The 12,591-nt window shown below is 63.8% G+C and carries 13 protein-coding genes; 3 read left to right on the top strand and 10 right to left on the bottom strand.

Translation table 11 applies throughout. From position 1 onward, the window contains the following. Positions 1–227 precede the first annotated feature (227 nt). From AAEZ05_RS11990 to AAEZ05_RS11980, 3 genes are all read left to right on the top strand, one after another. Complete coding sequence (locus AAEZ05_RS11990) at positions 228–728, top strand: CS1 type fimbrial major subunit (protein WP_350647550.1); 501 nt, start codon at positions 228–230, stop codon at positions 726–728. Continuing rightward, complete coding sequence (locus AAEZ05_RS11985) at positions 718–1,995, top strand: hypothetical protein (RefSeq protein ID WP_350647548.1); 1,278 nt, start codon at positions 718–720, stop codon at positions 1,993–1,995. The genes AAEZ05_RS11990 and AAEZ05_RS11985 overlap by 11 nt, the downstream gene beginning before the upstream one ends. Before the next feature lie 227 nt (positions 1,996–2,222). Beyond that, the gene (locus tag AAEZ05_RS11980; protein WP_350647546.1) at positions 2,223–3,488 is read left to right on the top strand and encodes a M20/M25/M40 family metallo-hydrolase; all 1,266 of its coding nucleotides are present in this window, start codon (positions 2,223–2,225) and stop codon (positions 3,486–3,488) included. Here the strand turns inward: AAEZ05_RS11980 and AAEZ05_RS11975 are convergent, their stop codons facing one another. From AAEZ05_RS11975 to gspD, 10 genes are read right to left on the bottom strand one after another with little or no spacing between them, the layout of a single operon-like run. Next, positions 3,489–3,989: a type II secretion system protein M gene (locus tag AAEZ05_RS11975; protein WP_350647544.1), complete on the bottom strand. Its 501-nt coding sequence runs from the start codon at positions 3,987–3,989 to the stop codon at positions 3,489–3,491. Next, the gene (gspL, locus tag AAEZ05_RS11970) at positions 3,986–5,128 is read right to left on the bottom strand and encodes a type II secretion system protein GspL (RefSeq protein WP_350647542.1); all 1,143 of its coding nucleotides are present in this window, start codon (positions 5,126–5,128) and stop codon (positions 3,986–3,988) included. Before gspL ends, AAEZ05_RS11975 begins: the two co-directional genes overlap by 4 nt. A 5-nt stretch (positions 5,129–5,133) precedes the next feature. After that, positions 5,134–6,021, bottom strand: a complete 888-nt coding sequence (gspK, locus tag AAEZ05_RS11965; protein WP_205892800.1) for a type II secretion system minor pseudopilin GspK — start codon at positions 6,019–6,021, stop codon at positions 5,134–5,136. Next, a complete protein-coding gene (gene gspJ, locus AAEZ05_RS11960) occupies positions 6,014–6,634 on the bottom strand; it encodes a type II secretion system minor pseudopilin GspJ (protein ID WP_205892801.1) in 621 nt (206 codons plus the stop codon). Before gspJ ends, gspK begins: the two co-directional genes overlap by 8 nt. Next, on the bottom strand, positions 6,631–7,017 hold the full coding sequence (gene gspI / locus AAEZ05_RS11955; protein WP_350647539.1) for a type II secretion system minor pseudopilin GspI: 387 nt from the start codon (positions 7,015–7,017) through the stop codon (positions 6,631–6,633). Before gspI ends, gspJ begins: the two co-directional genes overlap by 4 nt. Further along, a complete protein-coding gene (gspH, locus tag AAEZ05_RS11950) occupies positions 7,001–7,486 on the bottom strand; it encodes a type II secretion system minor pseudopilin GspH (protein ID WP_205892802.1) in 486 nt (161 codons plus the stop codon). The genes gspI and gspH overlap by 17 nt, the downstream gene beginning before the upstream one ends. A 3-nt stretch (positions 7,487–7,489) precedes the next feature. Beyond that, positions 7,490–7,924, bottom strand: coding sequence for a type II secretion system major pseudopilin GspG (gene gspG / locus AAEZ05_RS11945; RefSeq protein WP_336512425.1), 435 nt, complete (start codon positions 7,922–7,924; stop codon positions 7,490–7,492). A 17-nt stretch (positions 7,925–7,941) separates the two neighbouring features. Further along, on the bottom strand, positions 7,942–9,159 hold the full coding sequence (gene gspF / locus AAEZ05_RS11940) for a type II secretion system inner membrane protein GspF (RefSeq protein WP_205892803.1): 1,218 nt from the start codon (positions 9,157–9,159) through the stop codon (positions 7,942–7,944). 2 nt (positions 9,160–9,161) lie between these two features. Beyond that, the gene (gspE, locus tag AAEZ05_RS11935) at positions 9,162–10,652 is read right to left on the bottom strand and encodes a type II secretion system ATPase GspE (protein WP_350647536.1); all 1,491 of its coding nucleotides are present in this window, start codon (positions 10,650–10,652) and stop codon (positions 9,162–9,164) included. After that, positions 10,649–12,589, bottom strand: coding sequence for a type II secretion system secretin GspD (gene gspD / locus AAEZ05_RS11930; protein ID WP_350647534.1), 1,941 nt, complete (start codon positions 12,587–12,589; stop codon positions 10,649–10,651). Before gspD ends, gspE begins: the two co-directional genes overlap by 4 nt. Positions 12,590–12,591 lie beyond the last annotated feature (2 nt).

Here is a 12,591-nt window from a genome sequence, read left to right as displayed (position 1 = left end):
TAATACCTCACCTCGCAAAAAACCGAACAACTTTCACTGCTGCAACACCTGGTCAACACCAACAGCGGCGCCTTGAATATCGAGCGCGTGTTCAAGGTCGACAAACAGGCCGGTGGTGAATACCGCTTGAAGCTGGTTGAAGGCGAGAAGAAAAAGTCCATCGAGGTCAAGGGTTGATCCCGGCGACTCGCACAGGCGAGGGCGCCCTGAAGTTACAGGTATTTAACATGTTCAAGACAATGACCACCACCGTGCTGCTGTTGACCAGCCCCTTTGCGCTGGCCGCCCGCGAGGAACACGAGTTCGAGGTCTCGGTGCGCGTCCCGACCTTGCAGTTCTACGTGACCCCCACCGACCCCGGCTGGATGCACCAGGAGCAGGTACTGCCCTGGGATGTGCGCAAGTCGACCCTGGGCGGTTTGCGCAGGGAGTTTGACGTGCTTAATGACGGCGGTGGGGTGAGTGCCAAGTTGGTGAGCCGACCGTTTCTTACGACTTCTCTTAATGAAAGCTCCTATATTTATTTGCAAGTGAAGTTTAATGGGGTGGAGCTGGACGCTCAAGGGTATAAGTTGGTGGTGTCGGCACGTGACGCCAGTGTCGGTACTCGGGCTCAGTTGGAAATTGTCCCGCAAATACCTGGGGAGGGTTATAACCCAGGAGCTTACTACGGCAATGTTAATATTCTGTTCAATGCTGCGGCACCTGGTGCTTTGGATGAAGGGTGATTATTCTATGAGTGTTGTTAGGCGTTTGGTGTTGACCGGTTCGCACTGGTTGTTGATGCTGTTGGGGGGCTTAGGCAGTGCTGCTCCTGTATGGGCCGCGCAAGTAGATGTTACAGCCAAATATTATCCAGTGAGTCATGATAAATACAACTTTTATAACACAACAAGGCCTAGCAGGTTCTGTGAATTACTTTACCTACGTTGCCGCGATGATAAGCTATTTAGTGCGGATGTGAATATCGTATTAACATCTACTGGCGAGATCCGTGCCGATCATGCGATTGAACGCCAGGGTGTTATGTTCAAGGTGCCGGCAAGTTGGAAAACGATTGAAGTGCGTAATACGCAAACTGGCGAAAGCCATACTTTAAAAGCAAGGATCGCTGGTTTTGGATTTAAGAGCGAAACTGAAGACGTAAGAAAGTTGGTGGGGATGCCGGTAGGAAGCGATCCTAGTGGCGAAAAGTCTTATCAAGCATTATGGAGTGGTGGCTCGTTTGATACGGCGCCTCGACCATGTGAGGGTGTTCGTGTTTCTCTTAATAGCCCTGAGTATTTCAATTTTGTTTGGATGACGCCAGTTGATGGGGTATGTGCCAAAAAGGCTAATTTTAATATCCCAAGGATAGACTTTAAAGAAATGCAGATTGTCTATCAGTGGGAAAGTCCTGATCCGTGGGGCATGGCTTCGGGCACGTATGTCGGGGCATTGACATATACGTTGGGGGCTGGCGGCGAATTCGATGTGGGTGACATCCTAGCCCCAAGCGAGAATGCCTTGACACTTAAATTTACGCTTGATGTTGAGCATGTTCTCAACGTCTATCTTCCACCGGGCGGCAATCGTGTGGAACTAGTGCCTGAGGGTGGTTGGCAGCGCTGGCTACAAAACCCGGCTCACATACCGAAAAGACTGTTTCGTGACCAGACCTTCCATATCTCGGCGTCCGGCCGGTTTGGTATGCGATTGATTTGTAGCAACATGTATGGGGAATGGTGCGCGATCAGAAATGAAAATAATCACTCCATACCCGTGGCGGTCGATGTCAGTTTGCCGAGCGGGATGGTTGATAGTGAGGGACGTCCGGTCGTTCGTCAGGCACTAAGAAATGATCGAGGCGTAAAGTTTCAGCTAGGTGATTACGTGGACCATAAGCCCGGCACCTTACACTTCGAAACCAACCGTTTGGTTGACGAGATGCTGCGTGAGCATGCAGGTAGCACCTACTCGGGGACGATCACGGTTGTTTGGGATTCAGAAGTTTAATGCCGTGTCGCCCCAATGCCGATTGGAGGGTTGTAGGAGCGAGCTTGCTTGCGAGGGGCGTTAACGATAACGCGGGGAGTCTGGTTTCCTGCGGTGTTCTCGGGTTTTTCGCGAGCGAGCTCGCTCCTACAGTGGGGGTGGGGTGGGCGTAATTGTTATTGGGTGATTCTATTAAGGGGCGGTGATGGCTTATGTGTTTTGGTAGGAGAATTCTCGGTTCGCTTAGTTTGTCTGTTTTTTTGTTGACGCCGCTGGCGGGTGTGCAGGCCTCGGATCAACAGGTCAGTCAGTACCTTGTCTCGCAAAAAGCCGAACAACTCTCACTGCTGGAACGCCTGGTCAACACCAACAGCGGCACCCTGAATATCGAAGGCGTGCTCAAGGTTGGCAAGCTGCTGGAGCCCGAGTTCCAGGCGGCCGGTTTCAGCACCCGCTGGATCGAGCTGCCAGCGACGATGCAGCGCGCCGGCACGCTGGTCGCGGAGCGCAAAGGGACCTCCGGGAAAAAACTGCTGCTGATCGGCCATCTGGATACCGTATTTCCCAAGGACAGTCCGTTCCAGACGTTCGAGCGCCAGGGCCGGTTCGCCACTGGCCCGGGTATTATCGACAACAAGGGCGGGGTGGTGGTGCTGTTGTATGCACTCAAGGCCCTGCACGCCATGGGCGCGCTGGACGATGCGAGTATCACTGTGGTGTTGACCGGCGATGAGGAAAACAGCGGCAAACCGATCGCGGTCTCGCGCCAGCCCTTGATCGAGATGGCCAAGGCCAGTGATGTGGTGCTGGACTTTGAACCGACCGTGAGCGGCCATGCCTCGGTAGGGCGGCGGGGCACGGCGCACTGGTTGATTGAGGCTGCCGGTCGTGAGGGGCATTCGTCGATCATCTTCAGTGACGAAGTGGGGGCGGGTGCAAGTTTTGAACTGGCGCGCATTCTCGATCAACTGCGCAAAAGCCTGGTCGGCGAACCAGGGTTGACCGTCAATCCTGGAACACTGGTGGCCGGGGTCGAGGCCACGTACGACAAGGCCAGCGGGGCGGGTGACGTCTTTGGCCGGACCAACCTGGTGGCCCAAACCGCGATCGCCAGTGGCGATGTGCGCTACTTGACCACTGCGCAAAAACAACAGGCCGAAGCGCGCATGGCCGCTATTGTCAAAGACAGTCTGCCCGGCACCACCTCGACCCTGCAGCTTGAGCAGGTGCTGCCGCCGATGCCGAGTACCGCCAGCAGCCTGCAACTGTTCGAGCGTTACAGCCAGATCAGCCAGCGCCTGGGCCACGGCCCTGTGGCGTTGCTGCCCGCCGAGTTACGCGGTGGTGGCGATATTTCCTATGTCGCGCCTTATGTTTCCACCGCGCTGGTGGGCATTGGCGCCAGCGGCGATGGCGAGCATTCGGCGCGCGAACGGCTGGACGTCGAATCGCTGTTCACCCGCTCGCAACTGGCCGCGTTGCTGATGCTGGAGCTGGTCAAGCCAGCGCCCTGACTAACTCCCCGATAGCTGCAACTGTGCCTTGGCCCGGGCCTGCGGGCTGACTTCCAGCGACAGCGACAGGACCTTGACCTGTTGCTGCTCGAGCTCTGCCAGCCAACCGATAAACGGCGCCAAAGGCCCTTCCAGGCTCAGGTCGATGTGCCCCGAGGGCGTGTTGTCCATGCGCTCGAGGTTGAGCTGTGCCTGGCGGCTGGTGCGGGTAATCAGCCCCGGCAGCGCTTCGCCGCTGATGGCCTGGCTGCTGGCGCGCGGTTGCGCGGGCAGGGCCTGCAGTTGCTGTTGCAAACGACTCTGTTGATTAAACGCCTGCTCGGCCTTGGCCAGTGCCAGCTGCGGCGGTTGCCAGAGCAGCAGGTACGCGGCCATCACGCCAATGAACACAGCCAGGCCGCGCACGGCTGTTTGCTCGCGAGCTGCCAGGGTTTGCCAGCGCCGGCGCAACAGGGCGACGGCTGACGGTGCTGCGGTGGGGGTTACGGGGGCGTCGCTCATAGGGCTTGTTCCTTGATCTTGAGGCGCGTGCTGACGCCGTGGCTGTCGCGTACAGACGCCTCAGCGCTGACGCTCAGGCCCTGGGTGACCAGGCGTTCACGCAGTTGTTGCAGGTCGGCGAAGTCCGGGGCGCTGACCTGCAGGCTCCAGCCTTCGCCTTGTTGATAGTTAAGGCGATGGACCACGGCGAGGGCGCCGCTGCTGGCGGCCCATTGCTCGGCCAGTTGCGACAGCTGGCGGGTCATCCCGGCCTGGCCTTGGCCTTGCTGGCGCAGCTTGGCCTGCAACTGGCGCGGCAGGTCAATGACCGGGCCGTCGTCCGGAAAGCGTTGTTGCCACAGCGCCAGGTTTTGCTGTTTGAGTTGGGCGCTGCGCTGCTCGATCAGCAGCCGATGGCCCACGGTCTGCACCAGCTGCGCGGCGCAACCGATGATCAGCACCACGGCCAGGGTGCGCCACGGCCAGCGACGTTTGCCGGGGCGCGCGAATGCGCCCTGGCACAGGTCGATGGCACTCGCCGAGCCCTGGCTCAAGCGGGCCCAGGGGGTGTCCTGCGCGTGCCACTGCGCGCTGTCGATGCCGCTCGGTGCCTGGGCGCCGAACCAGTGCAATGGGCCGGGCAGTAGCGGGGCGAGCGCTGGCAGTTCCGCGTCGCTCAGGGCCAGGCGCAAGGGCGCCGCGCCGCCGATCAACCAACGCTGGTCCCAGCCAAGGGCGCAGGGCTGATCAGCGGGCATGCAGTCGGCGTCGATGTGCACGCGGACCGGGTGCAGGTCCTGCGCCGCCAGGGTGGCCAGGCACTGGCGCAAGCGCTCGCGGTCGATGGCAAACAGTGCGCAATGTTGTTTGTCGCGCAACGGGCCGTGGGCCAGGTGCAAGTCGTCGAGGTCGTCGACCACCTGATCTTCCAGAGCCGATTGCAGCGCCTGGCGCAGCCAGCGGCCACTGCGGGCGGGCACGCTGACCTGGTGATAACTGGCCATTTCCATTGGCAGCAGCAGGCTTAGCGGTTGACCGCGCAGTTGTGCGGCGGCCTGTGCCAGGGTGCCATGCTGCGCCGGGGCGTCGGCCTGCCACCAGGTCAGGGACCACTCGGCGTCGGCGTCGGCGGGGGGGGAGAGGTACAGCCAGTGACTCATGATCATTACTCGTTTGGCCGGTCGGCTTTGGCGGGGTTAGGGAGCAGGTGGCGTTGTTCGACGCGCAGGGTCTTGCCGTCGATGCTGCGCAGGTCGCTGACCAGGCGCAGGCGTCGCCCGTCGAGTTCGACGTCGATGGTGGCGCGAAACTGCTGGCTGCCCACCGCCAGCCCACGGGCCTTGATGTCGCGGCCGGCGAGCATGGGGTGATCGAGGAAGGCCTGGACGCTGGGGTAGCCAGCCTCGGGCCGGGTCTTGACCAGGTTGCTGGCCGTGGCCTGGTCCAGGCCTTCGAGGCTGGCCAGCACCAGGGCGCTGGCGGTGTTGATGTTCAAGGCGCTGGCGGGGCCGGCCGTCAGCACGGGCCGCAGTTTTTCCAGGGTAGCGGCGTCTACCTGGGGCAGTTGGCGCAGTTCGCTGATGTCGCTCAGGGGCAGGGGCTTGCCGTCGCGCCCGCGCTGGGTTGAGAGCAACGCCGGGTCGTGGGCACGCACCCCCAGCAGCGCCAGCAGGCGTTGGTAGCGGGCGCTGGCGAGCAGGTCATTGGGGCGGCGCAGGCTGTTGAGGTTGAGCCGGGCGCCGAGGTCTTCGAGTTCGATGTGAATGCGCCCGCCTTCGATGTCCATGACCGGCGCCGGCTCTGCCCAGGGCTGGCCCGGGTGCACCACTTGCAAGCCATTCTCGCGGCGTGCTTGCGCCAGTATTTGCTGACGGGCCCAGCTTTCGCCACTGAGCGCCAGTTGCCAGAGTTGCTGGTGCTGCACCAGGTTGGCACTGCTGTGCAGGCTCAGGCGCTGGCGGGCGAGCATATGGCTGACGATCACCGTCACCAGGGCGGTGATCAGCAGCACGCTGAGCAAGGCGACGCCGCGCTGGCGCCCGGGACTACGCATGGGGTGGGGCCGCGTGGCTGTCGCCGGCCGGCACACCGCCGGGCATCAGGATCACCCGGCGGATGTCCGGGAAGCCGGGCGCATCGATGACGATTTCCAGGGCCCCCGGCAGGCCCAGGGTCTGCCCGTCCGCCGGCCAGCCGGTGTGCGCCTGGCCATGACCGTCGACGTAGCGCAGGCGCTTCAGGCGTACACCCTTGAGCAAGACCTGGAGCTGGGGCTGGGCGCCGCCCGGCTCGCCGCCGGGCAACGGCAGGGTCTCGCGCAGCCATTGCTGGTCGCGCCACAGGTGGCGCACCTGCAGCAGCTCGCTGCGCGGCTGGTCCAGCGGATTGCGCCAGCCGCCACGCACCAGGCGCAGTTCGCCGGGTTGGCCGATCATGGCCTGGCTGGCGCTGGCGTCGTCGCTCAGGGCCCGGCGGCTGGCCAGTTGCAGGTCGCGCTCGAGCAGGCCCATGGCCCGTTGCAGATGCCGCAGTCGCTGTTCGTGACTGGCGATACGCCGGTCACTGTGCAGCACACGGTCGAGCAACTGCCAGGTGGCCAGGCCCAGCAGGCTGAAAATGGCGATGGCCACCAGCACTTCGAGCAGGGTAAAGCCGCGCTGCGTCATGGTTGTGCCTCGATAAAACCGACCAGGTGCGCGCGGCTGTATTGCCGGGCGTCATCCAGGCTGGCCTGGGGGGAAACCCGCACGCTGACTTTGAGCAGGCGCGAGTCGGGCGCCGGCTCGCTATCGGTCAGCAACCACCACTGGCGCCCGCCGAATTCCACCCGTTGTTCCTGGCGTTCCTTGCCAGGGGCGAGCATGCCGGCGCGCAGTTCATTGAGACGGTTGTCGGCGATCCACAGGGCCTGGGTGCGCTCCGACAGCCCGGCACTGTTGCGCGTTATGTGTTGCACGGCGCTGTAGAGGGCGATGGAGGCGGTGGCGAAAATCGCCAGGGCCACCATCACTTCCAGCAGGGTGAAACCGCGTTCAATCGACAGGTTCAAGGAGCGGCTCCTGGATACCGTCGCTGGACAGGCTTAGCAGCGGTTGGCCGCGGTACTCCAGCCATAGGGTGAAAGGCGTGGTTTCATCGCTGGACAGCACCAGCAGCTGTGGCAGGTCGTGGCCCTGATACGGATGGTCGAGCAGGTCGGTGGTCTCCAGGCGCAGGCTGAGGTTCGGCGCCAGGGTCTGGCGCGCAAATTCCTGATTCGGCGCCCAGCGCCCGTGTTCCTCCAGGCGCTGCACGGCGTAGCCGTCGGGCTCGAAGCGCAGCCCATATTCGCGGTTGGTCAGCACGGCTTGTTCACGCAGCAGTTGCAGCAGGCCGCGCAGGCGCTCGCCTTCACGGCGCACCTGTTGCGTCCCGGAGTCGGGGTTGAGCATGCCGACCAGGCCGCTGAACAGGGCAATCACCAGAATCACCAGCAACACTTCCAGCAGGGTGAAACCCCTGGCGCGTGAAGGGCCCACCGCCTAGCGCTCCCAGTTGCCTATGTCGGCATTCAGGCCTTCGCCGCCGCTCTGGCCATCGGCGCCAAAGGAAAACAGGTCGTAGCTGTCGTTGTAGCTGCCCGGCATCAGGTACTGGTACGGATTGCCCCAGGGGTCCATCGGCAGGCGCTTGAGGTAACCGTCGGGGTTCCAGCTGCGCGCCGGCGGGTAGCCGTCGGGTTTGCTCACCAATGCCTGCAGGCCCTGCTGGCCGGTGGGGTAGTTGTGATTGTCGAGCTTGTAGATGTCCAGGGCCATGGCGATGGCCTTGATGTCGCTCTGGGCCGCCGTGGCCTTGGCCTGGTCGGGGCGGCTCATGATCTGTGGCACCACCAGGGCGGCGAGCACCCCGAGGATGACCACCACCACCATGATTTCGATCAGGGTAAAACCGCGTTGTCGCTGGATATTTTGCACGTTCAAGTGTTCCGGATTCAGGTGATCAGTTGGTTGAGGCTGAGGATCGGCATCAGGATCGCCAGGACGATGATCAGTACCGAGGCGCCCATGAACACCAGCATCGCCGGCTCGAACAGGCCGACCAGCAAGGCAATGCGGTTGGCCAGTTGTTCTTCCTGCTGCCGGGCCGCGCGTTCGAGCATGTTGTCCAGCTCGCCGGAGCGTTCGCCGCTGGCGATCATGTACAGCATCATGGGCGGGAAACTGCCGTTGAGTTCCAGCGCCCGCGTGAGGCTCACACCTTCACGGACCCCGCGGGCAATGTCTTTAAGACCTGTACGAATTTGCTCGTTGGCCACCACTTCGCAGGCGATTTCCAGGGCGTCCACCAGGGGCACGCCGCTGCGCCCGAGAATCGCCAGGGTGCTGACAAAACGCGTGCAATCGCTGGCCCTTAGCAGCCGCCCGATCAGTGGCAATTGCAGCAGCGTGGCGTGCCAGCGTTCGCGGTGGCGCGGCTGGCGCAGGGCCACCCGCAGGCTGAACACCAGCAGGCCCAGCAGCCCCAGTACCGGCAGGCCGAAGTCACGCAGCAGCGCGCTGCTGGCGATCAGGCCACGGGTCAGCAGCGGCAGCGTTTGCCCGCTGTCGATAAACACCTGCACCACGTCCGGGACCACAAAGCCCAGCAGGAAGCCGACGATGCTGAAGGCGGCGACCATCAGGATGCTCGGATAGAGCATCGCCAGCTGGATCTGCTGGCGGGCGGCCTGGCGCGCCTCGGTATAGTCCGCCAGTTTCAGCAGCACCTGGCCCAGGTGCCCGGAACGCTCGCCGGCGGCGACCGTGGCGCGGTACAGCTGCGGGAAGGCTTTGGGGTAGCCGCCCAGGGCGCTGGCCAGGCTGTAGCCTTCGAGCACCCGCGCCCGCACCGCTAACAGCATGCTTTTGATCCGCTGTTTTTCGCACTGCGCGGCGACCGCCGCCAGGGTTTCTTCCAGCGGCAGCGCCGCCTGCACCAGGGTCGCCAGCTGCCGGGTCAACAGCGCCAGCTCGGCGCTGTTCAGGCCGCCACCGGAGGGTCGCGCCGGGCCTTCGCCGCGCACGCGCTGGCGCTGGGTGGCGGTGACTTTGAGCGGCACCAACTGGCGCTCGCGCAACAGCTGGCGCACCTGGCGTTCGCTGTCGGCCTCGATCACGCCGCTGGACTTGCGACCGGCGCTGCACATGGCCAGGTATTCGTAGGCGGCCATGCTCAGTCCTCCTGGGTCACGCGCAGCAGTTCTTCAAGGCTGGTCAGGCCTTGCAGCACCAGGGCGCAGCCATCGCCAAACAGGCTAGGGCTGTGCTGCCGGGCCTGGGCCAGCAGCTCGTGCTCGCCGGCACCGGCGTGGATCAACTGGCGCAGGTGGTCGTCGAGCAATACCAGTTCGTAGATGCCCTGGCGCCCGCGATAGCCGCTCTGCTGGCAGGCGCTGCAGCCTTGTGGCTGGTACAGCAGCGGTGCGCTGGCCGGGTTTACGCCGAGGCGTTCGCAGGCCCCGGCATCGGCTACAGCGCTGCGCTTGCATTCGGCGCACAGCAGGCGCACCAGGCGCTGGGCCAACACCCCCAGCAGCGAGGTGCAGAGCAGGAAGCGCTCCACGCCCATGTCCGCCAGGCGCGTGACCGCGCCGACTGCGCTGTTGGTGTGCAGGGTCGACAGCACCAGGTGGCCGGTCAGCGAGGCCTGCACGGCAATCTCGGCGGTCTCGCGGTCGCGGATTTCACCGACCATCACCACGTCCGGGTCCTGGCGCAGAATGGCCCGCAAACCACGGGCAAACGTCATCTCGGCCTTGGCATTGACCTGCGTCTGGCCGATGCCGGTGAGGTGATACTCCACCGGGTCCTCGATGGTCAGGATATTGCGCTGCGGGCTGTTGAGGCTGGCGAGCCCGGCGTACAGCGTGGTGGTCTTGCCGGAGCCGGTGGGGCCGGTGACCAGCAGGATGCCGTGGGGTTTGTGCAGGGCGCTTTCCAGGCGCTGGCGCACCTCGTTATTCATGCCCAGGCGGCTCAAATCCAGGCGCCCGGCCTGTTTGTCGAGCAGGCGCATGACCACCCGTTCGCCGTGGCTGGAGGGCAGGGTGGAGACGCGTACGTCGACTTCGTGGCCGGCAATGCGCAGGGCGATGCGGCCGTCTTGCGGGACGCGTTTTTCGGCGATGTCGAGCTTGGCCATGACCTTGATCCGCGACACCAGCAGCGTCGCCAGTTCACGCCTTGGCCTGAGCACTTCGCGCAGCAGGCCGTCGACCCGCAGGCGCACCGACAGGTGTTCTTCAAAGGCTTCCAGGTGCACGTCCGAGGCCTTGTTCTTCACCGCTTCGCTGAGGATCGCATTGATCAGGCGGATAATCGGCGCGTCGTCCTCCTGCTCCATCAGGTCGGTGGTGCGCGGTAACTGCTCGGCCAGGCTGGCCAGGTCGAAATCCTCGATGAACTGCTCGCCCAGTCCCTCGGCCACCTGTTGTGCACCGTCCTGGCCGTCGCGGTAGTGCGCGGCCATCTGCAGGGCGAAGGCGTCGTCGTCCAGCACCTGGCTGAGCAGCGCGGCGCCATGATGACGGCGCACTTCGGCGATGATCGCCAGTGGCGTGTCGGCCCGGCAATACAGGCGCGCGCCCTGCTCGCCGGGCTCCAGCAGCACGCCGTGGCGACGTGCGTAGGCAAAACTCAGGCGCGACATCGCAGGCGCCGTCATGGGCGCTGCAACCTGGCCGGGGCGCGGATATCAAACTCTCCCGGGCCGTCAATCGGTTCGGCGTCGAACAACTGGTGCGGGCTCTCCGGCAGCAGGGCGCGGGTCTTGCCGTCGGGGCTGCGCAGCTCACGCAGGCTGCGGTATTTGCGTGAGCTCAAGGCCTCGGCGCTGGCTTCGCTGCGCAGCAGTGTCGGGCGCAGGAACACCATCAGGTTGGTCTTCTCGTTGACTTCCTTGGTGCTGGTAAACAGCTTGCCGATCCAGGGAATGCTGCCGAGCAAGGGCACCTTGCTGACCTGCACCTTGACGTTGTCCTTGATCAGCCCGCCGAGCACGATGATCTGCCCGTCATTGGCCAGGATGGTGGTCTTGACCGAGCGCTTGTTGGTGATGATGTCGCTGGTGCTGATGCCCGCAGGCGCGGCGGCCAGTTCCGAACTTTCCTGCTCGACCTTCAGGCGCAGGGAGTTGCCTTCGTTGATGTGCGGGGTGACCTTGAGGGTGATCCCGACATCCTTGCGTTCCACGGTGGTGAACGGGTTGCTCGCGCCATCGGTGCTGGTGGTGTAGGAGCCGGTCTGGAAGGGCACGTTCTGGCCGACCAGGATCTCCGCTTCCTGGTTGTCCAGGGTCAACAGGCTGGGGGTCGACAGCAGGTTGTTATTGGAGTCGCTGGACAGCGCATTGATCAGGGCGCCGAAATGACTGCTGCCCAGGCCGATGATCGCGCCATCCGGCAGGGTCGGGGGCTTGCCGTCCTTCAAACTGCCCAGCAGCGTGCCGATGGCCAGACCGGTGCCGCTGAAGTTGGCCGCACCGCCGAAGCGTCCGCCGCTGCCGGCCCATTGCACGCCCAGGGCTTCGTTGATATCGCCGCTGACTTCGACGATGGCCGCCTCGACCAGCACCTGGGCCCGGGGTTGGTCGAGTTCGTCGATCACGCTGTCGAACATCGCCAGTTGGGCCGGCGAGGCCATCAGCACCAGGGCGTTCTGACTTTCATCGGCGCTGATCAGTATCGGTGCGTTCTGCTTCTGACTGGATCTGCCACTGCCGCCGCCACCGTCGCTTCCATTAGCCGACTCCAGGCGTTTGCCGATGCCGCCGAGCAGGGTTTCCAGTTCCTTGGCGTCGCTGTGGTTAAGGCGGCGCACGCGGGTGTTGTCGCCGGCGTTTTTCGGCACATCCAGCACCTGTGCCAGGCGCTGCATCTGTTGGCGCACCGGCGCCGACCCGACCAGGATCAACTGGTTGCTGCGGCTGTCGCCGATGGCCTTGGCACTTTGCTGGGCGCCGCCGCCCTGGTTCAGGCTTTCGGTCAGGGTCTTGGCCACGTCGGCGGCCCAGGCATGGCGCAGTTGCAGGGTGCTGAAGGCTTTGTTGCCGGGGGAGTCGATCTCGCGAATGACCTCGCGCAGGCGCTTGACGTTGTTGGCGCTGTCGGAAATCACCAGGGCGTTGGCGGTGGTGGACGGCGCCAGGTAGGCATCGGTGGCTACCAGCGGGCGCAGCGCCACGGCCACTTCGTTGGCAGCGGCATGGTGCAGTTCGACCACCTGGGTGACGATTTCTTCACTGCTGGCGCTGCGGCTGGCGCTGGCCTTGGTCTTGGCTTCGGCCACCGGCAGGATCAGTACCCGGTCGCCCTGGTCCATGGCCGCGAAGCCCTGGCTGCGTAACGCGGAAAGGAACAGTGAATAAATGCCTTGCTGGTCCATGGCCGTCGTCGATTGCACCGTGACCTTGCCGTTCAGGCGCGGGTCCAGGACCATGGTCTTGCCGGTGATCTGCCCGACTTCGTTGACCAGGTCGCGCAACTCGGCGTCCTTCATGTTCAGGGTCCATTGTTGCGCCGCAGGGGGCTTGTCGGCTGCCTGCACGGGGGAGAACACGGTGCCGAGGGTCAGCAGGGACGCGGCCAGTAACGCTAGGTTCATGA

Origin of the sequence: Pseudomonas sp. HY13-MNA-CIBAN-0226, from assembly GCF_040310305.1 — a bacterium.
Taxonomy (GTDB): Bacteria; Pseudomonadota; Gammaproteobacteria; order Pseudomonadales; family Pseudomonadaceae; genus Aquipseudomonas; species Aquipseudomonas gregormendelii.
Note: the sequence above shows the minus strand (reverse complement) of the source record. Positions and strands in the feature narration are given on the sequence as shown.